Annotated in this window: 22 protein-coding genes and 1 riboswitch; of the genes, 16 read left to right on the plus strand and 6 right to left on the minus strand. The window is 57.3% G+C overall.

The window, feature by feature from the left end; all coding sequences use genetic code 11:
* Positions 1-31 precede the first annotated feature (31 nt).
* Positions 32-250: riboswitch (cobalamin riboswitch) on the plus strand.
* Positions 251-386: 136 nt separating this feature from the next.
* The 5 genes from KORM41_RS09960 to KORM41_RS09980 are packed head-to-tail and all read left to right on the plus strand — an operon-like array spanning position 387 to position 5,163.
* Entirely contained in the window at positions 387-1,274 is an 888-nt protein-coding gene (locus KORM41_RS09960) for an ABC transporter substrate-binding protein (protein WP_068143953.1), read from the plus strand.
* A complete protein-coding gene (locus KORM41_RS09965) occupies positions 1,271-2,278 on the plus strand; it encodes a FecCD family ABC transporter permease (protein ID WP_068143955.1) in 1,008 nt (335 codons plus the stop codon). Before KORM41_RS09960 ends, KORM41_RS09965 begins: the two co-directional genes overlap by 4 nt.
* Positions 2,275-3,054, plus strand: a complete 780-nt coding sequence (locus KORM41_RS09970; protein ID WP_068143957.1) for an ABC transporter ATP-binding protein — start codon at positions 2,275-2,277, stop codon at positions 3,052-3,054. Before KORM41_RS09965 ends, KORM41_RS09970 begins: the two co-directional genes overlap by 4 nt.
* A 3-nt stretch (positions 3,055-3,057) precedes the next feature.
* The gene (locus KORM41_RS09975; protein ID WP_068143960.1) at positions 3,058-4,515 is read left to right on the plus strand and encodes a cobyric acid synthase; all 1,458 of its coding nucleotides are present in this window, start codon (positions 3,058-3,060) and stop codon (positions 4,513-4,515) included.
* Between the two features lie 36 nt (positions 4,516-4,551).
* Positions 4,552-5,163, plus strand: a complete 612-nt coding sequence (locus KORM41_RS09980; protein ID WP_068143962.1) for a trimeric intracellular cation channel family protein — start codon at positions 4,552-4,554, stop codon at positions 5,161-5,163.
* Positions 5,164-5,169: 6 nt separating this feature from the next.
* Here the strand turns inward: KORM41_RS09980 and KORM41_RS09985 are convergent, their stop codons facing one another.
* On the minus strand, positions 5,170-6,246 hold the full coding sequence (locus KORM41_RS09985) for a DUF2855 family protein (protein WP_068143964.1): 1,077 nt from the start codon (positions 6,244-6,246) through the stop codon (positions 5,170-5,172).
* A gap of 140 nt (positions 6,247-6,386) precedes the next feature.
* On the opposite strand from KORM41_RS09985, the gene KORM41_RS09990 reads away from it, so the two are divergent.
* From KORM41_RS09990 to KORM41_RS22370, 6 genes are all read left to right on the plus strand, one after another.
* Positions 6,387-7,211, plus strand: a complete 825-nt coding sequence (locus KORM41_RS09990) for a mechanosensitive ion channel family protein (protein ID WP_082719680.1) — start codon at positions 6,387-6,389, stop codon at positions 7,209-7,211.
* Between the two features lie 183 nt (positions 7,212-7,394).
* Positions 7,395-9,491 (plus strand): M13 family metallopeptidase, encoded by a 2,097-nt coding sequence (locus KORM41_RS09995; protein ID WP_068143967.1) that lies wholly within the window; start codon positions 7,395-7,397, stop codon positions 9,489-9,491.
* A gap of 127 nt (positions 9,492-9,618) precedes the next feature.
* Positions 9,619-9,948 carry a hypothetical protein gene (locus KORM41_RS10000; RefSeq protein ID WP_068143969.1) on the plus strand — a complete coding sequence of 110 codons (330 nt, stop codon included), beginning with the start codon at positions 9,619-9,621 and terminating at the stop codon, positions 9,946-9,948.
* 121 nt (positions 9,949-10,069) lie between these two features.
* Complete coding sequence (locus KORM41_RS10005) at positions 10,070-10,396, plus strand: SH3 domain-containing protein (protein ID WP_156431860.1); 327 nt, start codon at positions 10,070-10,072, stop codon at positions 10,394-10,396.
* Positions 10,397-10,599: 203 nt separating this feature from the next.
* Positions 10,600-11,739 (plus strand): MBL fold metallo-hydrolase, encoded by a 1,140-nt coding sequence (locus KORM41_RS10010; protein ID WP_068143973.1) that lies wholly within the window; start codon positions 10,600-10,602, stop codon positions 11,737-11,739.
* A 48-nt stretch (positions 11,740-11,787) separates the two neighbouring features.
* Positions 11,788-12,258, plus strand: a complete 471-nt coding sequence (locus tag KORM41_RS22370; protein ID WP_068143976.1) for a tetratricopeptide repeat protein — start codon at positions 11,788-11,790, stop codon at positions 12,256-12,258.
* Here KORM41_RS22370 and KORM41_RS10020 read toward each other — a convergent pair.
* A complete protein-coding gene (locus tag KORM41_RS10020) occupies positions 12,248-13,126 on the minus strand; it encodes a LysR substrate-binding domain-containing protein (RefSeq protein ID WP_068143978.1) in 879 nt (292 codons plus the stop codon). The two genes, KORM41_RS22370 and KORM41_RS10020, sit on opposite strands and share 11 nt — an antisense overlap.
* A 128-nt stretch (positions 13,127-13,254) precedes the next feature.
* Here KORM41_RS10020 and KORM41_RS10025 point away from each other — a divergent pair, with 128 nt between their 5' ends.
* Positions 13,255-14,430 carry an acyl-CoA dehydrogenase gene (locus tag KORM41_RS10025; RefSeq protein WP_068143980.1) on the plus strand — a complete coding sequence of 392 codons (1,176 nt, stop codon included), beginning with the start codon at positions 13,255-13,257 and terminating at the stop codon, positions 14,428-14,430.
* 27 nt (positions 14,431-14,457) lie between these two features.
* Complete coding sequence (locus tag KORM41_RS10030) at positions 14,458-15,675, plus strand: CaiB/BaiF CoA transferase family protein (RefSeq protein ID WP_068143982.1); 1,218 nt, start codon at positions 14,458-14,460, stop codon at positions 15,673-15,675.
* On the opposite strand, the gene KORM41_RS10035 is transcribed toward KORM41_RS10030, so the two are convergent.
* Both KORM41_RS10035 and KORM41_RS10040 read right to left on the minus strand, forming a co-directional pair.
* Complete coding sequence (locus KORM41_RS10035; RefSeq protein WP_068143984.1) at positions 15,672-16,646, minus strand: carbon-nitrogen hydrolase family protein; 975 nt, start codon at positions 16,644-16,646, stop codon at positions 15,672-15,674. The two genes, KORM41_RS10030 and KORM41_RS10035, sit on opposite strands and share 4 nt — an antisense overlap.
* Positions 16,647-16,656: 10 nt before the next feature.
* Positions 16,657-19,029 (minus strand): S8 family peptidase, encoded by a 2,373-nt coding sequence (locus KORM41_RS10040; RefSeq protein WP_068143985.1) that lies wholly within the window; start codon positions 19,027-19,029, stop codon positions 16,657-16,659.
* A 181-nt stretch (positions 19,030-19,210) separates the two neighbouring features.
* Here KORM41_RS10040 and KORM41_RS10045 point away from each other — a divergent pair, with 181 nt between their 5' ends.
* Both KORM41_RS10045 and KORM41_RS10050 read left to right on the plus strand, forming a co-directional pair.
* The gene (locus KORM41_RS10045) at positions 19,211-19,669 is read left to right on the plus strand and encodes a YHS domain-containing (seleno)protein (RefSeq protein WP_068143986.1); all 459 of its coding nucleotides are present in this window, start codon (positions 19,211-19,213) and stop codon (positions 19,667-19,669) included.
* A gap of 2 nt (positions 19,670-19,671) precedes the next feature.
* The gene (locus tag KORM41_RS10050; protein ID WP_082719682.1) at positions 19,672-20,166 is read left to right on the plus strand and encodes a VOC family protein; all 495 of its coding nucleotides are present in this window, start codon (positions 19,672-19,674) and stop codon (positions 20,164-20,166) included.
* Between the two features lie 3 nt (positions 20,167-20,169).
* Here the strand turns inward: KORM41_RS10050 and KORM41_RS10055 are convergent, their stop codons facing one another.
* Positions 20,170-20,868 (minus strand): potassium channel family protein, encoded by a 699-nt coding sequence (locus KORM41_RS10055; protein WP_231727088.1) that lies wholly within the window; start codon positions 20,866-20,868, stop codon positions 20,170-20,172.
* Between the two features lie 262 nt (positions 20,869-21,130).
* On the opposite strand from KORM41_RS10055, the gene ggt reads away from it, so the two are divergent.
* Entirely contained in the window at positions 21,131-22,879 is a 1,749-nt protein-coding gene (ggt, locus tag KORM41_RS10060; RefSeq protein WP_068143992.1) for a gamma-glutamyltransferase, read from the plus strand.
* 70 nt (positions 22,880-22,949) lie between these two features.
* On the opposite strand, the gene KORM41_RS10065 is transcribed toward ggt, so the two are convergent.
* Positions 22,950-26,078, minus strand: a complete 3,129-nt coding sequence (locus KORM41_RS10065) for an efflux RND transporter permease subunit (protein WP_068143994.1) — start codon at positions 26,076-26,078, stop codon at positions 22,950-22,952.
* Between the last annotated feature and the right edge of the window lie 6 nt (positions 26,079-26,084).

Below are 26,084 nucleotides of genomic sequence, written 5' to 3' on the forward strand. Positions count from 1 at the left end.
AACAAGCGCCTTGCCCGGGGGCGTGCCATGCAGTATAGCGGGAACAGGTGGTGCTGGCCCGGCGTCTGAGGCGTTGGGCAGCTAAGAGGGAACACGGAGGTTGACCTGTCAACCATATGCCGTGGCTGTACCCGCAACTGTGATTGGGGACGCGTTTCAATAAGGCCCACTGGACCGTTGTAAGGTCTGGGAAGGGTGAAACCGCGGATGATCCAAAAGCCAGGAGACCTGCCACCGCGTCGCCCATCTGTCAGCCGGGCTAGCTGATCAGAGCGGTTCTCCCGCAATGGCGACAATCCCGCTGAAACGCGCGGAGATTGTCCCTGTCTTGATAAGGCAAGCTCCCCTTCAGTGGTTTTGTGCAACCAAAGACAACGGGAGCGGGCATGCCGTTTGCCCTGCATTTGAAAAACTGGTTGATCGCAGCATGCTTCGCGCTGTTGCTTCCAACGCGCGTCTCTGCGGGGCCGACTGTGGCGGGGCTGGACTTCTGCGCCGACCAATATGTCCTGGCCTTTGCGAACCGGTCTGACATTGTCGCCGTGTCCCGTGATGCGCAGGGTCCCAGTTCCTATTACCGAAATCGCGCAGTCGGTCTGCCTGTCCTTCAGGGCGGTGCGGAAGAATTGCTGATGCTGAGGCCAGATGTTCTGGTGCGCAGCTGGAGCGGAAGTGCCGCCATGGACCAGCGTTTTGACCGGGTCGGCATTACGGCCTATCAGCCACCTTATGCGCTCAGTTTTGAGGCCAATCTGAAGAATTTCGCCGATGTGGCGGCCCTTCTTGGGCATGAGGCCGAGGGCGAGGCCTTCATGGCGGACTATATGGCCCGCTACCGGGCGCTGCAGCAGGCAGCGCCGATCCCCCTGAAGGCTGTCTACATGACGCCCAGCGGCTTCACTGCAGGTCGCGGTAGTTCGGTGGATGATGTGATCCGCCTGGCAGGGCTCGACCCTATTGCAGAGGATCTCGGCCTCAATGGGTGGGGTCCTCTGCCGCTAGAGCAGTTGGTGATAACGCCGCCTGATGTTGTGATCGGCAGTTTCTTTGAAGAAGGGGCTGTGCATGTCTCGAACTGGAGCGGTGGGCGCCACACAGTGTTCCGCGACCTTGTAGCCGATGTCCCCTCCATCATGGTGCCCAGTGGGATGATGTCCTGTGGGGGCGCCTTCATGGTGGATGCCGCTGAATATATTCGTGCGGAAATCAGGCGTATGGGCCTTGTGCCCACAACAGTGGCGACCGCCTCCAAAGCGCTGGAGGGCCGCCGATGATCAGGGCACTTGGGCAGAATGGAACGCCGCTCAATGTGGCGCTCGTGGCGATTATCCTGATCGTCGCGTTGATGTCAGGAATGTTCGGGCAAGTTGATCTGGATTTGGTGCAAGTGGGGACGGCCGTGTTCGGGCCAGCCGATAGCCCTGAGGCCATCATCGTGCGCGAACTCAGGCTGCCGCGGGTGCTTCTGGCGATCCTGGCCGGTGCATCGCTCGGCTATTCGGGGGCGGCGCTTCAAGGCCTGCTCAGGAACCCGTTGGCGGACCCGGGCGTGATTGGCGTGTCGGCAAGCGCGAGTCTCGGTGCCGTGATTGCGATCTATATGGGGCTCGCGGCCCTGACGCCGGTCGCTATTCCTGTGATGGCCATGGTGGGGGCTTTTGCTTCTACCGCCATCCTGATGCTGCTGGCATCAAGGGACGCCAGCGTGCTGACGCTGATCCTCGCGGGCATCGGGATTTCGAGCCTCGCGACGGCGGCGATCGCGCTTGTTATGAATTTTACATCCAACCCGGTGACCGTGCAGGAAATGGTGATGTGGATGCTGGGCTCGCTTGAGAACCGCACCTTTGATGACCTGACGCTGGCGGGGCCTTTCATCGTGGCCGGTTGGATTGTGATGATGGGCGTGGGGCAGGGCCTGAATGCCCTTAGCCTTGGTGAAGACGCGGCACACACGTTGGGGATTGACTTGAAGCGTTTGCGCTGGCGCGTTGTGCTTGGGACTGCGCTCTCGGTTGGGGCGACGGTATCTGTATGTGGTGCGGTCGGGTTTGTCGGGCTTGTGGTGCCGCATATGGTGCGGGCAGTAATCGGCTATGAGCCGCGCCGCTTGTTGTTGCCCAGTGCCCTGCTGGGTGCAATCCTGATGATGCTGGCTGATATCCTCACACGCCTGCCTATTGGCCACGGCCAATTGCGCCTGGGGGTGGTGATGGCCATTATCGGTGCGCCTGTGTTCCTCTATATCGTGTTCAAGACGCGGGAGAGCATGCGATGAACGGGCTGCATGTCTCGGGCCTCTCCGTCACACTGGGCGGCAACCGTATCCTCAGCGACGTGTCTTTCGATGTTGAGCCCGGCCATGTGGTTGGGCTGATCGGCGCCAATGGGGCGGGAAAAAGCACGGCGCTCAAGGCGGTGCTGGGCATCGTGGCGCCTGAGGCGGGCGACATCCGAGTTGGCGAACAGGATGTGGTGGACCTCAGTCCTCGCGAACGCGCCAAGAAGCTTTCCTATGTGCCACAGGGCGCTCCGGTCCACTGGCCGCTAACGGCGGAACGCCTGGTGGGGCTTGGTCGCACACCACACCTGACACCCTGGCAGGATGTGACGGACGCTGATCAGGCCATGATTCGGTGTGTGATGCAGGAGACCGATTGCTGGCACCTGCGCGACCGCCTTGTGACGACTTTGTCTGGCGGGGAACGCTCGCGTGTGCTTTTGGCGCGCACCATGGCGGTGGGTGCCCCCTTCATGCTGGCGGATGAACCAACATCATCGCTTGATCCGCTACATCAGCTGCAGGTGATGGATATCATGCGTGGCCAGGCTGCTTGTGGCGCCGGTGTGCTGGTGGTGCTGCATGATCTTAGCTTCGCCCTGCGTTACTGCGACCGCCTGGTGCTCTTGCACCAAGGCGGCGTTCTGGCGTCTGGTAGCCCCGCTGAAGTGCTGACCGACGCGAACCTCGAGACCGCTTTCCAGGTGAAGGTCGCCCGATGGACCGAGGGCGGGGAGCAGTTTTTGGCGCCCCACGCCGCAAACGGGGGATAGGCCGTGGCCCGCTCGCTCATGCTGCAGGGCACGGGCTCTGACGTTGGCAAGTCCGTGTTGGTGGCGGGGCTGTGCCGCGCCTTCCACAATCGTGGACTGAAAGTCCGGCCCTTCAAGCCGCAGAATATGTCGAACAATGCCGCCGTCGCCAAAGAGGGTGGCGAGATCGGCCGCGCCCAGTGGCTGCAGGCCCGCGCCGCGCGCGTTCCTCCAAGCGTTCATATGAACCCGGTTCTTCTGAAGCCCGAAAGCGATACAGGTGCGCAGATTGTGCTGCAGGGTCAGGTTTACGGCAGGGCTGAGGCTCATACCTATCAGGAATGCAAGCAGGACCTGTTCGCGCGCGTGATTGAGAGCTATGAGCGCCTGAAGGCGGAAGCCGATCTTGTGCTGGTGGAAGGTGCCGGGAGCCCGGCGGAAGTGAACCTGCGGGCCACGGATATTGCCAATATGGGCTTCGCACTGCCGACCCAAACCCCCGTGGCGCTGGTGGGGGACATTAACCGGGGTGGTGTTATCGCCGCCGTTGTGGGCACGTATGCCCTGCTGCCGCCTGAGGAACGCGCCCTGATCAAGGGTGTGATCATCAACCAGTTCCGGGGCGATGTACGCCTGTTTGATGGCGGCCTCAAAACGATCACGGAAGTTACAGGCTGGCAGGACTTTGGCGTTGTGCCTTTCCTGCGCTGCGTGCGCGACCTTCCGGCGGAGGATGCTGTGGTGCTTGAGGGGGCGAGTGAAAAACGCAAGGGCCATCTGCGCATCGTCGTGCCCATGCTGCCGCGTATTGCCAATTTTGATGATCTGGACCCCTTGCGAGCGGAGCCGGGTGTGGAGGTGATTTTCATACGTCCAGGCACACCGTTGCCGCGTGACGGGGACCTAATTGTGTTGCCTGGAACCAAAGCGACCATCGCTGACCTCAGGTTTCTCAAGGCCGAAGGCTGGGATCTGGACATCAAGGCCCATGTGCGAACCGGTGGACGCGTGCTGGGCATTTGCGGCGGCTATCAGATGCTGGGCATTAGGGTGTCTGACCCGAACGGCGTGGAAGGTGCAACCGGTGAAGAAGAGGGACTTGGCCTGTTGAATGTTGAGACCATCCTGCAGAAGAACAAGGAAGTGCGTGAGGTGATGGCACACGCGCCGGTGCTTGGTGTGGACCTTGTCGGATACGAAATCCATACAGGCGATACCATTAGCATGGGCTCTGGTAGCCCCTTCATTCTTTCTGGAGGGGCAAGCTTAGGTGTTATGTCTAAAGATGGTCGTGTGATGGGAACATATGTGCACGGTCTTTTTGAGAAAGCAGCCTTTAGGCAGGCCTTTCTCAGTCGCTGTGGGAAAGCAGGGGAAACATTACAGGATCATAGCCAAAGGGTAGACCAAACGCTGGATGATCTGGCTGAAGCCCTTGAAAAGCACCTTGATCTTGATGCCCTTTATGCGGCAAGCAGATAAACAGGCGAGCAGCCAAGGCTACCAAGGGACAGGGCCATGGAAAATTTACTGACCATCTTCGATATCGCGGGCATCTTCGTGTTCGCTGTTTCCGGTGCACTGGCGGCGGTCAGAAACGGTATGGACCTGTTCGGGATTATTGTGCTTGCGCTGATGCCAGCTGTTGGCGGCGGAACCCTTCGCGACCTGATGCTGGACCAGCCAGTTTTCTGGATCGAAGGCACGCAGACCATCTGGATCGCACTTGGCGCAGCTTTCCTGACTTTTCTGGGGGCACGCTACCTGGATGGCAAGCGCTTGAAGTGGCTTGCCTGGGCGGATGCGATCGGTCTGTCGCTCTTTTGCGTGGTGGGTGCGGAAAAAGCACTAGACGTCTCAGGCAGCATGCTTGTGGCAACCATGATGGGTGTTGTGACCGGCGTTGCGGGCGGTATCATCCGTGATGTCATCTGCAACGAAATCCCGTTCGTGATGAAAAGAGGCGAGATTTACGCCACGGCCGCCTTCTTTGGTGCCGGGGCTTTCTGCTTGCTGGTCTATGTCGGTGTTGCGGGACCCATCGCGTTATGGCTTGCCATGCTTGGGGCTTTCCTGATGCGCGCCGGCGGCATCGTTAAGGGCTGGACGCTGCCGCAGGCACTGCACTAGTGCGACCTAGAAGCTCAGTATCTGCCCGGCCTTTGGGTCTACGCGGCCATCGACCATGTCTGAATAGATGCTCAGCATCAGGCTGGGGCCTTTGTGGCGCTCAATCTCAATCCAGCTGGCGGCAGGTTTGATGAAGCTGAGCCAGGCTTCAGCCGTATTTTTCTGGAATCCTTCAGGGCCCCAGTCTGCCAGCCGTTTCTGGCCCTGGGACGGGGCAAAAAACATGGTTGGCTTGGCACCGGGCAGGTTCGAATTGTCGCCCATCTCATCCCAGTGGGACGCGCCAACCGCACAGCTATAGACCAGATTGTCGCCGAAATGCGTATGCACATCGGTCCGCACCTGGCCGCTACCGGCCATATCAATATAGATGGTCTTCTTTGACGCATCCAGGCTGGCTACGTCGCCGTATGCCACGGCCTTGTCGTAACAGCCAAGGCTTTCAACGAAGCCAATGTTGCCGGGGGACGTGAGCCCGATCACATGGGTGCCGTCCCGTTTGGCCAATTGGAAGGCTGCGCCGAATGCCGTTTTTGAGGAGGCGCTTGAAAGCACAACCTGCGTGGCACCGAAAAAATCATTGTCTGCCATGAAATCATCGATCAGAAAGCTGGTCATGAACAGGGGGCGGAAGATCATCTGCAGGTCTTCCATGCTTTCTACATAGCCCGGATCAGTGGCGGCATTGACATACTGGTTATAGACGATTGCGAGCTCTGCCCTGTGCGGGCTGCCGTCCAGGAAACCGCCGGGGGTGACTTTTGCGGGCCTCACTACCAGATGCGTGGACATCGGGTAGTATCCGTAGAAGCGTTCGCCTACTTTCACGCCAGGATGGTTGCTGGCTTCCACATCTGCAAAGCCCCAAACCGGGATACGGCCCCAGCCATTTTCGGCCGGGAAAAATTGCCAGTATTTCATCACGTCACCGAAGGCAGCGTATGTCACATTGTTAGCTGTGAAGGCGAACCGGTCCAGCTTCAGCAGCACTTCGCCATCCTTCAAATCAGGCAGGTCGTGGCTTCTGAACTCGGTCTTGTGGAGGTCCGCTTTGGCGACCAGAAAATCGGTGCACTGTGTCATGTGATGCTCTTTTGCCCATGGTTTTTATTTTGTCCGTTAGACATGACCTAGGGTGAAGCTTTTTGCATTCAACTGCTCTTGTCGCTGCCGCGCCAAAAAGGCATACTGCGTTCAATTGGGGATCCTGGAGGACGGATACTATGGAATTTTTCAATACTGACGAGCTTGATACCGACAAGCTGGTGGCGCAGGCCACGGACATGGGCCTTACGATTATCGCTGCCATCCTGGTACTGATTATCGGTCTTTGGCTGGCCGGCGTGGTGGAGCGGCGCCTGAACGCCATGTTCAAGCGAAGTGACAAGATTGATGCAACTGTTTCGACCTTCCTGGCGAGCCTTGCGAAATATGTTGTGATTATATTCACGGGTATCGCGCTTCTGGACCAATTTGGTATCGAAACCACATCGCTTGTGGCCGTGCTTGGTGCTGCGGGTCTTGCGATCGGTCTCGCGCTGCAGGGCACGCTTTCGAACCTGGCGGCGGGTGTGATGCTGCTGATTTTCCGGCCTTTCAAAGTGGGGCAATTTGTGGAGGTGGGCGGTCATGCTGGCACGGTAAAGGGTATTTCCCTGTTCCTGACCAAGCTGGATACCGGTGACAATGTGCGCATCACCATCCCCAACAATTCGGTATGGGGCAGCTCCATCCGCAACTTCAACCATCATGATACGCGCCGCCTTCAAATCGTTTACGGCATCGGCTATGGCGACGATATAGACAAGGCGATGGCTATTATCAAAAGCTGTATCGAGGCAGACGAGCGCTGCATGAAAGACCCAGAGCCGGTGATCGCAGTGACGTCTCTTGGCGAGAGCTCCGTGGATATCATGGTGCGGGTGTGGTGTGCGTCTGGGGACTATTGGGCGCTGAACTGGCATCTTCTGAAAACCGTCAAGGAGCGGTTCGACGCTGATGGTGTCTCGATCCCCTATCCTTGTCGCACCATCTATCAGGGCGAATAAGGCGCAAGACTACATCTTTCGTTTAAAAAAATCGTTCAGGGCAGCCTGTGGTCAGTCAAAACCATTTCATTGGTTGACTGCGCCCGGGCTGCCCTGTTTTATGTCGCGGGTGGGCCCTGCGGCTGGGTGGTGCAGGGCCTTAGGAAAATAAGAATATCTCGTTACAGCTCCTGGAGGGGATCAATGATTAAAGCAGTACTCAAGTCGTCCGTTGCGGCGACGGCTCTGTTGCTTGCGGCGTGCGGCAACAGCGAACAATCGAATGACGCACCGGCGAACGAGCAGGTCGTTGCTAAAGCAGACGTGACGCCTGAACTAGGCAGCTTCGGTGTTGACCTGACCGCACAGAAAACCAGCGTCAAGCCGGGCGACAACTTCTTCGAATATATGAACGGGACCTGGCTCGACACGTTTGAGTTGCCGGCTGACCGCACCAACTATGGCGCCTTCACTGTGTTGGCCGAACGGTCCCGCGACCGGACCAAAGCCATCATCGACGAAGTGACCGCGGGTGATTTCCCGCAAGGGTCCGTCGAACAGAAGATCGGCGACTATTACAACAGCTACATGGATGTGGAAGCGATCAATGCGCGTGGCATTGAGCCCCTGCGTCCGCTGTTGGATGAAATCGCGGCTGTCGAAGACGTGACGGGACTGACCCGCATGTTCGGTCGTGAAGGCATGGACAGCATGATTTCGCCAGTATCCGGCGGCCTTGGCATCGATCGCGAAAACCCGGACTATTATATCCTGAACCTCGGCCTTGGCGGCCTTGGCCTGCCGGACCGCGACTATTATCTGGACGACAGTGAACGCTTCCAGGGCATCCGTGACGCCTATAAAGCCCACATCGCAGAGATGCTCGGCTTCGCGGGCGTAAGTGCGGAAGACGCAGCTGCACAGGCAGAAACCATTCTGGCACTTGAGACCAGGCTGGCTGAGAAACAGTGGGAACGTGCAGACCGCCGCGACCGCACCAAGAACTTCAACCCGACCACCATGGAAGAGCTGAAGGCGAACTACACAGGGTTCGATTGGGACGCTTTCTTCGCGGCAGGCGGCATTGAAGGCCTGGCGAAAGTGAACGTAAGCGGCCCGCAGCCGCTGAAGGATGCTATCGCGCTGGTGAACGAGATCCCGGTGGCTGATTGGAAGGCCTACCTGACCTATCATACCATTTCGAACCACGCGGCGATCCTGTCCGAGGAAATTGATACGGCTAACTTCAACTTCTTTGGCAAGACACTGCGCGGCCAACAGGAACAGCAGGACCGATGGAAGCGTGCAACGGCACGTGTCGGCGCCCTGAATGCCCTGGGTGAGGCTATTGGTCAGGTATATGTGAAGCGTCATTTCCCACCTGAAGCGAAGGCCGAGATGGTCAAGCTGGTGGAGAACCTGCGCACGGCCATGGGCCAGCGGATCGACGGCCTTGACTGGATGGGTGAAGAAACCAAGAAGGAAGCGCATGCCAAGCTTGCCTCCTTCAATCCGAAGATCGGTTACCCGAACAAATGGAAAGACCTGTCGAAGATCGACATCAAGGAAGGTGACCTGTTCGCCAACGCCAAAGCGATCGACGCCTTCAATTATGAAGATCTGCTGGGCCGCTTCAAGCGCAAGACCGACAAGGACGAGTGGTTTATGACGCCACAAACGGTCAACGCCTACTATAACCCGCAGTTCAACGAGATCGTATTCCCGGCGGCAATCCTGCAGCCTCCGTTCTTTGATCTGGGTGCAGACCCGGCTGTCAACTATGGCGGCATTGGTGCAGTGATCGGCCACGAAATGGGTCACGGCTTCGATGACCAAGGGTCCAAATCTGACGCCACAGGCGTGCAGCGCAACTGGTGGACCGACGAGGATCGCGCGGCGTTTGAGAAGCTGACGTCCGTGCTTGGCGCGCAGTATGACCAGTATGAGCCGGTACCTGGCAACCATGTGGACGGCACTTTCACCATGGGTGAAAATATTGGTGACCTTGGTGGCCTGCGCATGGCTTACACGGCCTACAAGCTGTCTTTGGGCGGCAAGGAAGCGCCAGTGATTGACGGCCTGACCGGCGACCAGCGCTTCTTCATGGCCTGGGCGCAGGTTTGGAAGCGCAAGTATGCAGAAGAAGAACTTCTGAACCGCCTGAAGTCTGACCCGCACAGCCCGTCTGAATACCGGACCAACGGCATCGTGCGTAACATGGATGAATGGTACGAAGCCTTCGACGTGAAGGAAGGCGATGCGCTTTACCTGCCGCCGGAAGAGCGCGTGCAAATCTGGTAATCCAGTATCACGAGAAGATTGGGAAGGGCCGGTTTTCCGGCCCTTTTCTTTTGGGCTGTTCCGGGTTTTCACAAACGGCTGATTTCGGCGTCTTTTTTGCGAGACTGATCAAGAGCAGGAGGGAGATATGTCAGGAAAATCACCAGTCACCATCACCGTTGTTACAGAGAACAATACAGGCGGGAATATTTCTGAAGTGAAAGTTACCGTGGGCGGAGAAGTGATCGACAATCTGACCGGCCTCGGCAAAGGCGCAAGTTCGCTGCCAAACCAATATAGCGGCCCTTCCGGCGATTTGGCCTGGACAGTGTCTTTCAGGGATGATGACGGAAACAAGAAAGCTGGCTCTGTCGATAGCGGCGCAACCAAGGCTGACCACAGCGCAAAGGTCATCCTGAATGCAGACGATTTCAATGTTAGTAAGCCAAGCGGTGATGCCACAGGCGACTATGACTAACGCTTTCCAAGCAATGACAGAATGATTGAAGGGCCGGTTTTTCCGGTCCTTTTTCTTGTTCACAAAATCCAAATTGACGCGTCTGCCCGTTAGCGAGCATTTCGGTTAGACGGAGGGCGTCGTGCGACGGCACAGAATGGTCAATATGATCCTGGTAGCGGCCAACAGGACAGGCGGCCCAATAGAACAGGTCAAGATTGCGATTGGAAGCAAGATGCTGGTGTGTCTGCCGAAGCTGGCGGCGGGGGAGATGTCCTTGCCAACGGAGTATAATGGGCCGACCGGGTCTCATGTCTGGCGCGTATGGCTGGTGGATGAAAACGGCAAACGCCGACGGGGCAAGGCCATTTGCCCGGTCACTCGCAAGGATGACAACAGGTGTGCTGTTGTTACCCTGCATCTGGGCGATTTTGTTGTTACCAAACGGCGTTGCCGCGCTGTTTCTTAAACAGTGCTGTTTTTTGAAGCTGAGTGAAAATTTTTGCTTCACAAACATAAATGCCGGGCGTCAGGCGTAATGGGGTATGTTTGTGCAGTATTCGGTTCAGTCGCGCTGTATGCACTTTTTGTCGCATTTTTCTGGTGCCCTCGGGCCTGCTTCCCATATGACTGCGGTTGAATTCAATGTCCAATCGTGGGGGAGGGGCACAGATGACCGATGCTGTTTTGGCGGTTGTTGCTGCAGTATTTCTTTTATCAGTTTCCGCTTTTTCAACAAACGCTGAGCCGAGGGAGCAACCGGAGGTGCGCATGCTGCCTGGCGGCACCTATATTTTATATGGTGGCGCTGACTTGGGGTCCTCCGTTGGAGTGGTTGAAACGCAGGACGGCCTTGTCTTGATCGACACGATGGAAGCCGGTGCCGCAGACCAGCTCGGGCAGGCCCTGCGTCGGCTTTCAAAGAAGCCTGTAAGTCATATATTCAACACGCACGGACACCGGGATCATTCAGGTGGTAATGACGTCTTCCTTCGCCAGGGCGCTCGCCTCATGGACTATCAGGTGCTGATGGCAAGCCGCGATGAGGTGAGTGGATTGGGTGATGCGCTTACGCTTGCACTGGGCGGTGTGCGGATTGAGATTCATGCAATCGCCGCCCACACGTCAGGCGATATCGTTGTTTTTTTGCCGGATCAGAATGTTATCTTCATGGGGGATACATTCACAACAAACTGGCATCCCACCTTTTATGCGGGTGGTGAAACAGGGCAGCTTGCGGTGATCGACAAGGTGCTTCAGCTCGCAGATGAACACACGGTGATTGTGCCGGGGCACGGCCGGGCGGGGAACCGTGACAGCCTGCTTTTGTATCGGTCTGCCTTCCGTCGCTGGATGGAGAAAATACGGGCTCTTTCGCACAAGGGCGCAAGCGTGCATGACATGCAGGCGGACCCCGAGTTGCGGCAAATCTCAGTGCGTTTCCTGCAGGATGGCAGTACCCAAGCGTTGCCTGAATGCGCATACCAGCGCTTCGTTGAGCGTACAATCTCAACCGAGCTGATGCCGACTGACCGGGAAGTTCTTGCGCATCTGGAGGACTATATCGGGGCGTACCGATATGAAGACGGCATTATCCTGCGGATCGAACGCGCTGATGGCGGCGTGCGCGTGACCGAAGGCGGAGCCCTGTCTGGTCTCGCTGTCCCACTATCAAAAACCCGGTTTCATTTTCGCGGGCGACTGGAGGGCGAAGGACACCTGACTTTCCAGATTGACGCCGAAGGCAAGGTTTCAGGTGTCACCTATATGGACGACGCAGAGAGCTGGTCGGCGGTCCGAATCCACAACTAGTGGGGCGCCTGCTTGTCTGGTATCCTTCCCTAAACAATTGGGGATGTTATGACGCGCTCTGCTGTGTGCCGGTTGGCGATGGTTTCAATGTTTCTGCTGCTTTCCGGATGCGCGGGAAGTGGCTTTTTCTGTAAAGCGGACCATGATGATCCGAAAGTCGCCAGCTTGATGCGCGATAGCTGCGCGGGCAACCGTGGTGCCAGCATGCAGTTGGGGTTGTGGTTCGAAGGGCATGATGACTATGAGATGGCGGTGCGCTATTACCGCGTGGCAGCCACGCCGGATATTGGCCAGACCTTTATCTGGGTACCGCCGGCGGGTGATGTTGGCGGGTATGTCATGCCCATCAGCACAGGGCCGGGGACACCCGGTAACGCCGAAGCGCAATATCGGCTGGGGCTGATGTACCGTGACGGCAGGGGCGTGAAGCAGAGTGTTGCGAAAGCGCGCAGCTATTTCCAGCAGGCCGCTGAACAGGGCCACGCTGACGCGAAGGCGATCCTCGCGGCTAACGGCTAGCTTCGCCTAAAAGCCAATCGGTGAAGGTTTTTACCTTCTTCAAGCTGCCTCGCCCTTCGGTATAGGCCAAATAGTATGCATTCCGGCTTTTCACTGGCCCGCCAAACGGGGCAATCAGGCGGCCTGTCGCCAGATCATCCGCCACATACATCAGCGGCAACACGGCCACCCCCAGGCCGGACCGCGCGGCCTCGATCATCATGGTGAAATTCTCGAACTGGGCGCCGCCGCGCGCGCCGCTGTCCGCCAGGCCCGTGCCCTCCAGCCATTCGGTCCAGGCGGTGGGGCGGGTGGTCATCAAAAGCCGGTCATAGTCATTGATGTTGGCGTCTTCCTTGCCTTTCATCAGGGCAGGGGCGACGACAGCGATGATCTCCTCACTCACCACCTTGTGGCTGGTCATGCCTGGCCAATTGCCGTCGCCATACTGCACGGCGACATCCGCGTTCGCGGCCTTGAAGTCATCTGGCGTCAGGCCCGTGACGATGTTGAGCTGGATGTCAGGGTAGGCGGCTGTGAAGTCGCCCAGCTTCGGGATCAGCCAGCGTGAGCCGAATGTGGGCAGAAGCCCCAAGGTCAGCACGCGGTCATCTGCGCCCCAGGTGATAAGTTTCAATGTCTCATTCTCTAGCCCGGCCAGGAGGGGAGCGACCGCAGCGGCATACTGTTTGCCCGCTTCCGTGGGCACAAGGCGTTTGCGCTCGCGCCTGAAAAGGCTTTGGCGTACGAATTCCTCCAGGTTGCCGATCTGGCGGCTGACCGCGCTTTGCGTCAGGTTCAGGGCCTCGGCGGCGCGGGTGACCTGGCCGGTTTTCATGACCTGCTCAAAGCATTCAAGGGCGATCAGGCTGGGAATTCTGCGTTTCATGGCTCAGATTCATGATTATTTGTAATGATAATAGTCCGAAATGTTACTTTATGAGGCCAGAAATTACTATATACATTCACTAAATTCATTAAGTGCCCGCCCGCGCGGGCGTAGTTGAGGGAAGAATAATGTCAAAGCCAGCATTCAATTGGGAAGATCCGCTGCTCCTGGATGAGCAACTCACCGAAGACGAGCGCATGATGCGCGATGCCGCGCGTGCGTACTGCCAGGACAAGTTGATGTCCCGCATCCTTGAAGCCAACCGCCACGAGCATTTTGACCGCGAGATCATGAGCGAGCTAGGCGAGATGGGCCTTCTGGGCGCAACCCTGCCTGAAGAATATGGCGGCGCTGGCGTATCCCATGTGGCTTATGGCCTGATTGCGCGCGAGGTTGAGCGCGTGGACAGCGGCTACCGCTCTGCCATGTCTGTGCAGTCGTCGCTGGTGATGCATCCGATCTATGCTTACGGCAGCGAAGAGCAGCGCAAGAAATACCTGCCGAAGCTCGCAAGCGGTGAGATGGTTGGCTGCTTTGGCCTGACCGAGCCAGACCATGGTTCTGATCCGGGCGGCATGAAATCCCGTGCGGAAAAAGTGGACGGCGGCTTCAAGCTGACCGGCAACAAAATGTGGATCACTAACAGCCCGATCGCGGACATCGCCGTTGTGTGGGCGAAGCTGGATGGCAAGATCCGCGGCTTCATCCTTGAGCGCGGCATGGAAGGCTTCTCCACGCCGAAGATCGAAGGCAAGATGAGCCTGCGCGCATCCATCACTGGCGAGATCGTGATGGACAATGTGTTCGTGCCGGAAGAAAACCTGCTGCCGAATGCAAGTGGCCTGTCTGGCCCGTTCGGGTGCCTGAACAAAGCGCGCTTCGGCATCGCCTGGGGTGCGCTTGGTGCCGCTGAGTTTTGCTGGCACGCTGCCCGCCAATATACGCTGGACCGTTCCCAGTTCGGTCGCCCGCTTGCACAGAACCAGCTGGTCCAGCAGAAGCTCGCGAATATGATGACTGAAATCACGCTTGGCCTGCAAGCCTGCCTGCGCGTTGGTCGACTGCTGGATGAAGGCAAGTCCGCGCCAGAGAATATCTCGCTCATCAAGCGCAACAGCTGCGGCAAGGCGCTGGATATCGCCCGCATGGCGCGCGACATGCACGGCGGCAACGGCATCTCTGACGAGTTCCACGTGATCCGCCACATGGTTAACCTGGAAACAGTGAATACTTACGAAGGCACGTATGACATTCACACGTTGATCCTGGGTCGCGCACAAACCGGCCTCCAGGCCTTTATGTAAGCAAGTCCGAGTTCGGAGTAAGCGATTATGGCAGGCCCTTTAACCGGCATCCGTGTTCTTGATCTCAGCCGCATCCTGGCCGGGCCCTGGGCAACCCAGTGTCTGGCCGATCTGGGCGCGGAGGTGATCAAAGTGGAGCGCCCCGATGTGGGCGATGACACGCGCACCTGGGGCCCGCCATTCTTCGAGGACGGCGACAAGCCGGTCTCGGCCTATTTTATGTGCGCCAACCGGGGTAAGAAGTCTGTCACTATCGATTTCACCAAGCCCGAAGGGCAGGCGTTGATCAAAAAACTGGCTGAAAAATCCGATATCTTGGTTGAGAATTTCAAGGTTGGCGGGCTGGCGAAATATGGTCTGGATTACGATAGCCTCAAGGCAGTCAACCCCGGCTTGATCTATTGCTCGATCACTGGCTTCGGCCAAACTGGCCCCTACAAGGACCGGCCGGGCTATGACGCGCTTATCCAGGCGCTCGGCGGCCTTATGAGCATCACGGGCGAACCTGACGGCATGCCCGGTGGCGGACCACAAAAGGTCGGCGTGGCGGTGACGGACCTGTTTACCGGGCTCTATAGCACCATCGGCATCCTGGGCGCGCTGCACCATAAGGCGCGGACAGGCGAAGGCCAGCATATCGATATGGCATTGATGGACACGCAGGTGGCTGTGCTGGCGAACCAAAGCATGAATTATCTGGTCTCAGGCAAGGAGCCCAAGCGGCTTGGGACCGCGCATCCGTCGATTGTGCCGTATCAGGTGTTCGCTTCCGCCGACGGCCATATGATGCTTGCGGTGGGCAACGACGGCCAGTTCGCACGCTTTTGTGAAGCAGCTGGCATGCCCGAGGTGGCGGCAGACCCACGCTTCAAATCGAATCCCGGACGGGTTGAGAACCGGGAGGTGCTGATCCCGATGGTGGCGGAAGCCATTGCCCGCAAAACGACAGACGAATGGATCGCGCTTCTTGAAGCCCACAATGTGCCGGGCGGCCCGATCAACACCATGGAACGCGTGTTTGATGACCCGCAGGTGGAAGCTCGCGGCATCACGCTTGCGCTCAAGGCTGAAGACGGCTCTGTCATGCCGTCCGTGGCTAATCCCATACATTATTCCGGAACCGAAATAAGCTATGACAAGGCCCCGCCAGCCCTGGGTGCGGATACAGATGCGGTGTTGGCTGATGTGCTTGGCATCACGCCTGAAAGCCTCAAACTTGTGAAAGCCACAAAGGTCCTGGGCTAGTCTTCGCCGAATGTAACACCCGGCATCGCCCGGGTGTTGACCTTCAGCTCAAATACATCAGGGCGGCTATAGTGGCCGTCTGTATCCAGTGCCTGGCATTCCTCAAGCTGCTTTGCCATATCAACTTCCCCCATCACAAGGCCGGTGCGACCATAAACCGGATCCGCGATATAGCTGCCATCAGCGGCAATGATCGCGCTGCCGCCGGTGTGGATTTGTGTGTCATCGTCTCCCGGCATGGAGGCCAGCAAAGATTCGGCTTCAGGGGCGTTTACGGCCAGCGAGTGAAACCCCGCCATCACATCTGCCTTGGTGATCACGGCACCCGCGGCGGCCACGGCGCAGCGGCCCTCAAACGCATAGTGGCGGCTGGCCACATGGTTCATTTCCTTCACCATGGGCCACTGGGCAATATGGATGGCCTCGCCTTTCGCATGCATGGCAGCGCGTGCAAGCGGCATCCAGTGTTCCCAGCATATCAGCCCGCCAAGGGTGCCCCACGGCGTGTCGACGGTGGCGAGCGTGGAACCATCTCCCCATCCCCACACCAGCTTTTCGGTATAGGTGGGCATCAGCTTGCGGTGCGGCACTGGGTTTCCTGCGCCCGGCATGAAATAGAGCGTGCTGTTATAAAGCGTGTTGCCGATCCGCTCATGCGCCCCCATGACCATGTAGGTACCTAAGCGGTCGCAGCTTTCCTGCAGGCGTGCCAGATGGTCGTCGCCAAGCTGGACGCTGTTTTCCGCCAGCAGGCGAAACAGGGTCTTGGCGCCCGGGTCATCCCAGAGGCCTGCGCCAGGCGCAAAATCAAGCCACACTGGGTAGCCGGGCAGCCAGGTTTCCGGGAACACGATGATGTTGGCGCTGGCCTTCGCGGCCTCTTCCATATGTGTGATGGCTTTTTCCACACTGGCGGAAAGGTTCAGGAAAACAGGGGCTTCCTGCACGATGGCGATGGTTGGGTTGGTCACAATGTTTTCCTTAGAATGATTTGGACAGGCCAATAAGAAGGAGGGTGTCGCTAACGTCCGCGACGTGGCCTGCATTAAAGCGCTGACCCGCGTTGGCCTCAAGGAACCAGCCGCCCAATTGCGTGCGGTAGGCCAGTTCAAGCGCCAGTTCGCGTGATGAGGGTGTCAGCGATAGCTGCCGTTCCTTGAATAGCACATTGCCATCAATGTCCAGCCTGTCGCCGACAGTGAGGTGCGCGTTCGCACTTTCAACCCTGAGGGGCTGATGCAGGGTCAGGCTCAGCTGGTCGGTGTCTGTCATAACATCCATGGCTGTCAGCCGCGCCGTGAAGCTGGTGCCCAAAATGGTGCCAACATCGTCAAAAAGGCTACCGGTATGTGCACTGGTTCTGGTCATCGTCGCGGTGCCGCTCACGCTGGCGCTGATGCGGTCCGAGACAAACCATGTGCCGCTTGCGCCAAGCCAGGTGGTGTCTGCGCCGCCTGCAAGTGCCAGGCTGCCTGCTGACCGACTGCCGAGCACGCTGCTGTCCTCATGCGATAGCCCGGCTTCAAGCGCCCAGCTCGCGCTGGTGGTGAAATGTTCGAACCGTGCGCCCACGGACTGTGTGCGGCTATCGTCTCTGAAGGCCTTGACCGGATGACGGTCCGTGCCGCTATCCTGATCGAGCGACAAGCCAACCCATACCATGCTGTTCTTGCCCACCGGCTGGCCGACTGCCATGTAGCTGCCACCGCCACCAGGTAAGGGGCTGCTGTTTGCATCGGTAACCGACAGGGTTTGTCCCGTGCGGTAATCCACCGGCTGACGCCGGAGCGCGTCAGTAAGGCTGCGACCTGTGCCGATGACCCAGGTCGTGTTGCCCAGCGTGCCTGTAAATTCAAAGCTGGCGTCGATGGTGGGATCGAAGCTCTGTTCGGCCTGACCTGTCAGGGCAAAGGTGGGCGCAAAGTCCCTGTCGCGTGCCAGTGAATAATTCAGCGCCATGCCGCCAAGGCCCAGGCTGCTGGCCTGCTGGTCACGCCGCAGGTTCAGTGCGCCCTCCAGTAGACGCTTGTTGGTACTGGCCTGCACGAGGCCTGACGCGTCCATCTGGAAATCGCGGCCGTAGCTATCAAGGATCATGATGTCTTTAAGCCCGGCATGCAGCCCAGCTGCGTCACCGAAAGCACTGCCCAGCAGGATGGCGGCGTCGGCGACAGGTTGCGCACCTGCCTTGACAGCAACCTTGGCTTGCCCCACAGGCTGAAGTGCCGCATCCAGGTTCAAAAGCCCTTGGCCGTATATATTGTCGACCCCGGCTTCACCCAGGTCGGTGGCTGTCTCAAACAGAATGTCCGCAACTTCACGGCCAGTCAGACTGGGCCAGCGATCAAGGATGAGGGCCGCGGCACCTGTGATGTGTGGCGCGGAAAAACTTGTACCGCTTAGAAAATAGAGCCCGGGGCCATTGGCTTCCGTATTCCATGGTGCAACGATCTTTTCGCCTGGCGCAACCAGATAGTGAAAGCGGGCAATGCCGTCACCTGCACGGTCAGAGAAGTCTGAAATTTCGAGGTTTTCATCCACTGAACCCGCAAGGATCAGCGCGCCCTTGCCATTGTTCAGGATGCCCCTTTCCACAAGCCGGTCAATGGCGTTGAGGTTTGATAGTGACGGCTCTGGATCATAGTTGTTGCCAGCGGAACTGACAATCAGCGCACCCGCTTCGATGGCGGTGGTTTCAAATTCAAGGGTATAGCGCTCATCCACGTCCGGTAGGTTGCTCACCACGTCATCTTCATCGAAACCAAGCGATTTGTTGATCACTCTCGCGCCATTTTCATAGGCGTAAAGATAAGGGTTGGAAACGGTATAGAGAATGCCGTTCGACCTCTCCTGATAGCTGCGAACGCCCGAGAAAAAGTCCACCGCGATCACTTCGGCGTCATAGGCCACGCCGTGGGTGTCAGCATCGTTCTTGATACCGGCCGCCACTACAGCCACGGCTTGGCCATGCGGTTGAGTGGATGCGGGCTTGTCAAACTGGGCTTCGTAGATTGCGCGTAGGTCTGGGTCTATGCCGCGGCTGGCACTGTGGAAGTTCACCTCATTTGAGGCGAAATTGAAATTGAAATCCACCAGCCCGATGGTGACACCGTCGCCGGTGTAGCCCTTGGCATAGGCGCTGGCTGCGTTGATGGCCTCAAGTCCCCAGGATCGATCATATTCCTCAGTTTTAAAGTCTTCGGGGTTTCCGTCCAGCGGGGGCTGTTCGGGTGGCTCTACAATCGTCGGAATGACGGGAACCAGCCTTGGCGAGCTGGACCCTCCACACGCTGCCAAGGTTGTGGATAAGGCTATAAGCCCGACCAGATTGAGCCAACTGATGCGACGCAGCATACGGTTCCCCTTTAACCCGCTTCCTACCCTGTAACTTTAGATGAATAAAAGCCTTGCACAAGCCAGCTGAACAAAATTTGAATGAACTCCAATGCCTACTACACGAATAGTTGACGCTGTCTTGAAGTGCGCCTCCGCATCTCCGCTGATAGACAAACAAAAGCACAGACAGGAGCATACCATGAAGCGCATTATACCATTATTGGCCGCGATCATATTCGTTACAGCCCGTCCCGCTTGGGCCGGGGAGGACCCCATCTATACCGGCATTTTTAATAACCGGGCCGCGGGCGGCTATGATGTGGTGTCCTATTTTACGGACGGCACGGCGGAAAAAGGCAGCAAGAAATATCAGACAGACTATATGGGCGCAGAATGGCGGTTCACATCAGAAGACCATCTCAATGCGTTCCTGGCTGAGCCCACAAAGTATGCGCCGCAGTATGGTGGATACTGCGCCTGGGCCATGGCACGTGGGTACACAGCGAAAGGGGACCCCGAGCAGTGGCGGATCGTGGATGGGAAGCTCTACCTGAACTATGACGCGTCAGTGAAGGCCAAATGGGAAGCCGACATACCGGGATTTATAACGAAAGCTGATGTGAACTATCCCAAGCTCGTGGACCTGGAGGAGAATTGAGAATGCGGATTTCGCACTATCTGGCCGGTATCTGGCTCCTGGTGGCAGGCGCTGCCCCAATTGTGGTCGCCGAGGCGCCGACCCTGGGGGTCAATCATATCGGGCTTGCGGTGTCAAAACTTGATGCGTCGGCATCCTTTTTCGTCGATACGCTCGGTTGGCGCCGGGCCGGTGGCGACCCTGACTATCCAGCGATATTCGTCACCGACGGCAAGGCGTTTGTTACATTATGGCAGGTGGAAAATCCGTTGGAAGCCGTGCCATTCAACCGCATGAAAAATGTCGGCCTGCATCATATGGCCATGACCATGGAAAGCCTGGAAGCGCTTCATGCCCTGCATGCGAAGCTTTTGCAGACAGAGGGTGTCACCATAGAGTTCGCTCCGGAATTCATGGGGCAGGGGCCCACCACGCATATGATGATCCGCGATCCTTCGGGCCTGCGGCTGGAGTTTGTTGTACCCGCCAGCCGGATGCCCAAGGCGGAAGGCGAGTAAACGTCAGGTCCATTCACCTTCGGTTGGGATCTTGATTGTCGTGCCGCAATGTTTACAGTGCACGGCGTCCGGGTCATGCCGGTTCAGACCGCAGGTTTCGCAAGCATATTGCACCTTTGTAGGCCTGAAGATTGTTTGTACCAGGCGCAGGAACAAAGCCACGCCAAACACCATGATGATCACAGACACCATGCGGCCCAGTGTATCGTCCATGGTGATGTCGCCAAAGCCTGTGGTCGTCAGGGTCGCAACTGTATAGTAAAGCGCGTCCAGATAGTTGTTGATGGACGCGTTCCGCCCCGCTTCTAGCACATACACAACGGCAGTGATGACAAACACGAAAATGGCAAGGTTGACGCTTGAAAGGATAACCTGCTCATTCTGCCGGAACCAGGAGGATTCCTGCCGTATGGTCTTCAGCATATGGTAGCTGCGCATCAGGCGGAGCATGCGCACCACGCGCAGGAAGCCAAGGTTGTCGATGAAGAGCGGGGCAATCAGCGAAAAGATCACGATCAGGTCTGCGAGCGAACTGAAGCTGACAAGGAAGCGCAGCTTACGGCGCGCGATATAAAGCCGGGCGGAAAACTCCACAAGCAGGAATAGGGCGATACTGTAGTCGATGATATACGTGGCGAGGCCACGCTCCAGCAGCGATGACAGGATGAAAAAGGCGATTGTCAGCAGATCCAATGCCAACAAGGCCAGTCGAAAGCGGTGAGCCCGTTGATCTGCCCCGAAATATAGATGTGCCAGTTTTTCTTTCACCCTGGTTCCTCCCTTGGACGAGCTTGTGCGGGCTGTTCGCGCTAGCAGAAACCTGCCCCATCAGAGCGAACCCTGCAAGTGTCTTGGCGCTGTCCTAGTGCTGCGATTGACGGGCTGCGGCATTGAACGATACACTCCCAACACATCTGGGAAGTTCGTCAAATATACGGGACAGCCGTATCAGAGGGAGTTTTGTATGCGTATGCTGCGTATTTTTGTGGCCCTGGTAGCCGCGTTTGGGGTGATGGCTAGTGCCACTTGGGCCGACACAAGTGCCCCTATCATTGTTTATGACACCCAGTTTCACCCAACCATAGCCCGGAACGGGATGGTGGTGAGCCAGGAGACTTTTGCTTCTGAAGCAGGCAGAGAAATCCTTGAAAAGGGCGGTAATGTGGTGGATGCGGCGGTGGCCACGGGGTTTGCCTTGGCCGTTACCCACCCACAGGCCGGTAACCTGGGTGGCGGCGGCTTCATGATGATCTACCTTCGGGCGGAAGACCGGGTGATAGCGCTGGATTACCGCGAGATGGCGCCCGCGGCGGCCCACAGGGATATGTTCCTCGATGAAAACGGCGATGTAGATGACAATCTCGTACAATACACGATGAAGGCCAGTGGTGTCCCAGGGACAGTGATGGGCCTGACGACAGCCCTTGAGAAATACGGCACCATGTCCCTCGCGGATGTGATGGCCCCGGCTATCAGACTTGCGGAAGAGGGCTTCCCGATGACATGGGCTTTGAATGAGTCGCTCGGGCGCTATGCAAAGCGCCTGAAGGCAGACCCGGAAAGCGCCAAAAACTATTTTAAGCCGGATGGCTCCCTTTATGAAGCTGGGGAGATTTTCCGCCAGCCTGATCTGGCAGAAACGCTGAAAATTATCGCAGCCAAGGGTGCTGCCGGGTTTTATGAAGGCCCGGTTGCCGACAAGCTCATCTCGGCAATGGAGGCGCAGGGCGGCATCATGACCCATGAAGACCTGAAGAAATATCGCGTGGTCGAGCGTACGCCACTCACGAGCAGTTACCGCGGGTATCAGATTGTTTCCATGCCGCCGCCATCGTCTGGCGGAGTGCATGTGATACAAATGCTGAATGTTCTGGAAGGCTGGGACATGAAATCGCTTGGCCATAATAGTGCGGCCTATATTCACCGGCTGACGGAAAGCATGAAATATGCCTATGCGGATCGTTCAAAATATCTGGGAGACCCGGACTATTTCGATGTGCCGGTCAAGACGCTAACCAGCAAAGAATACGCAGCTGATATCAGGGGCAAGATCAATCTCGATCGCGCAACACCCTCGACAGAAATCGCACCCGCGCAAAACCTTCCGGAAGAAAGCAACGATACCACGCATTTCTCGGTGATGGACAAGGCAGGCAACATGGTTTCCAACACCTACACGCTGAACTACACCTACGGCAACGGTCATTCGGTGCCAGGTGCGGGGTTCCTGCTGAACAACGAGATGGATGATTTTTCTGCTAAGCCGGGTATGCCGAACGGCTATGGCTTGCTGGGTGGGGAAGCCAATTCCATCGAGCCGGGCAAGCGCCCCTTGAGTTCCATGACACCGACTTTCCTTTTCAAGGATGGAGAGCCGGTTATGGCGACCGGCAGCCCAGGCGGGTCTACTATTATCACAGTTGTTTTGCAGACAATCCTGAATGTGATGGAGTTTGACATGAATGTGCAGGCCGCAGTCAACATGCCGCGCATTCACCACCAGTGGTATCCTGACCGTTTGTTCCTGGAACCGGGTCATTCGGTTGATACTCGCCGCATGCTGGGGCAGATGGGGCATAAGGTGAAGACGGGGGCCAATGAAGCTTGGGATACCGTTCTTGGCTCTGCCCAGTCCCTCGCCCGTTCGGTGGATGGCCTGATCCTGGGGGCCGCTGATCCGCGCAGACCGGGCTCCTTTGCCGCTGGGTACTAGCGGCAGCTTCACAAAGAGAAAGGCCACCGGACATCCGGTGGCCTTTCTTTGTTTCGCCATGCTGTGCAGCCTATTCGGCCTGTGCAGGTGCTTCTTTCTTGGGTTTGCCCTGGAAAATGCGTTTTATCGCCGCCCATAGGCGCCGGAACATGGCACCGATGTCCAGCCCGATAGCGAACAGGGCCGGTACCATCAGAAGCGTCACAAAGAAGGCAATCAGGACGCCGCCTGCCAGTGCAACAACCACCGGCTTCAGGAAGGCCGCCTGGATCGACTGCTCCAGCATCATTGGTACCAGACCAACGAAAGTAGTGACAGACGTCAGCAGGATTGGGCGGAAGCGAGCAACGCCTGCTTCCACGATCGCCTCAATTGGCTTCATGCCTCGTTCGCGTAGCTTGTTGCAATAGTCCATCAAGACAAGGTTGTCGTTGATCACAACCCCTGCAGCGGCCGCAATACCGAAGTAGCTGAAGATGCCCAGTGTCATGTCCGTTGCAAGGTGGCCCAGGAATGCGCCCACAATCGCATATGGGATCGCGATCATGATCGCAAAGGGTTGCCAGTAGCTTTTGAAGGCTACCGCCAGCATCATATACATGATGAAGAAAGCCATGCCGTACAGTTTGGCGATCTCGATCAGGAATTTCTGCTGTCCTTGCGCCTGGCCAATTGGCTCACGGTTCACGCCGGGATACTTCTTCTCCCAAGACGGGAAGAAATTTTTCTCAAGGTCCTTCATGATGTCATCACGAACGCTTGTCTTGAGATCGGCACTGACACGGGCCGCACGGCTCATGTTCCAGCGGTTGATCGCGGTAATGCCTGGGGCATATTCGAGATCTGCAATTGCCAGCAGCGGCACCTCTTTACCATCAGACGTCCGAACACGGAAATCTTTCAGGCTTTCAATGGTGCGACGGCTTTCCCGTGGATAGCGAACCATGACTTTTACGTCCTGGCCCTCACGTGGGATGCGCTGTGCTTCAACGCCATAGTATGCCTGGCGAACCTGTGTCGATACATCCGCAAGTGTCAGGCCAAGCTTTTCGGCGCCGGGCTTGAGTTCAAGGCGGATTTCCTCAGACGCACCGGAAAGGTTGTTCCGCACATCATAGAGGGCATCATAAGTGCGCAGCTGTGATTCAAGATCGTCAACCGCATCGCGCAGGATGTCGAGGTCAGGGTGACGAACCGACAGCTCAAAGCCCGGGCTGTTGTTGCCGTCCTGGTATTCCACGGAAACAGACTTGGCATCAGGTACATCGCCCATCAGTTCGCGAAGGCGGATAGCAGCCTCTTTTGTCGTCATCTCCCGTTTTTCTGGTGGAGCCAGCTTCACAATCGCCAGAACGCTGTCACGGCGAGACCGGGTATACCAGTTCTCAATAAGGTGGCCTTCCCCATCGCTCAGCTGTTCAACCTCTTCCACCAGAGCCTTTTCGGCGTTCTGAAGCTGTTCGAGGATTTCCAGTGCCCGATTATAGGACGCCCCTTCCGGCATGGTCACATTGACCCTGATTTCGTCGCTATCGAATTCCGGATCCCAGCCTTGCTTGATATAGCCTAGGCTGTTGAGCGCGAAGCCGACGATCAGGACAAAGATGAAGATAGAGAACGTCAGATACCGGCGATTTACAGCCCACTCGCCGATGCCGCGATAATGGCGTTGGGCGAAGTTGGTGATGCCACCGGAAATCTTCTTTTGGAAGCGGCTGAAACGACCCAGATTGGTGCGGGGTTTCAGGTGCGACAGGTGAGCCGGCAGGATCAAGAGCGATTCAACCAGCGAGAAGGTCAGCGCCGTTACCACAACCCAGGTAATGTGCCGCGTGAATTCAGCGGTGTTGCCACCGACGGCAACCCAGGGCAGGAAAGCGATGATGGTGGTCAAAACGGCGAAAATCACCGGTTTGGCCACAAGCTGTGTGCCGAATACAGAAGCGGTTATGCCGCCTCCGGTTTTCTGGCTTTCAGAGTGAATGCTTTCACCTACGACGATCGCATCATCAACCACAATCCCCAACACCAGAAGGAAGGCAAAGGTGGACAGCATGTTGATGGAAACACCAAGCGCTGGCAGGAACACGAATGCACCCGCATAAGCGGTGGCGATACCGATGGATACCCAGAAGGCCACAATGGGCCGCAGAGTGAGCATCAGCACGATCAGAACGAGGATGAGACCCCAGAAGGCAGAACCGCCGATGGTTTCCATCCGCCCCTGGAAGGCTTCGTTATTGTCGGTCCAGAGTGTCAGTTTCGCACCCGTGGGCAGGCTTTCTGTACGCTCCTTGATCCATTTATTCACGGACTGTGACGCCGTCACGATGTCCATGGTTTCTGTGGTCATTACCTGCAGAAGCACAGCAGGCTCACCGTTCAGGGTTGCCAGGATTTCATTATCCTCGAACCCGTCAATAACGGTTGCCACGTCGCCAACGCGAATGGTGCCACCGTCATTGGTTTGGCGAACAATGATGGAAGCGAAGTCATGCTTGTTGTCAGCCATGTTCCGCGTCGTAATATTGAACTCACCGGCACTGGTGCGAACCGTGCCGCTTGAAGAATTCAACGAGTTATTGCGGATTGCGTTGGCAACTTGGGCAAAGCTCAGGTTGTAGCGGCGAAGCTGCTCTTCGCTCACCTCGATTGAGACTTCTTCGTTGCGAACGCCAAACAGTTCAACAAGGTTCACGGCATCAAGCTGAGCCGCTTCACGGCGTAGCTTTTCAGCCAGCCGTTTCAGTTCACGTTCCCCAAGGTCACCGTGTACTGCAATGCGGATATATTCGTCCCTGTTGACCCACTGCTGAACCCGAGGAGGTTCAATGTCACGTGGGAAACTGGAAATGGAATCGACCCGGATCTTCACGTCGTTCATGAACTGGGTGAAGTCGACATTCTCTTCCGCAAGGATGTAGATGCCGCCGAAACCTTCCTGGGACGTTGACCGCACCCACTGGATGTTATCCAGGTCGCGAACCGATTCCTCGACCCGCGCGACAATCTGTTCCTCAATCTCAACGGGGCTGGCGCCAGGCCAGGCCACTTCGATTTGCAGACCAGGAAAACGGACGGTCGGGAACATTTCCCGTTCCATGGAGAAGTAGCCAACGATACCGGCCAAGAAGATACCGATCATCAGCAGGTTGGCAGCAACGGAATTGCGTGCCCACCATTCAATAAGCTTATTCATGCTGGC

Source organism: Kordiimonas lipolytica (assembly GCF_001550065.1).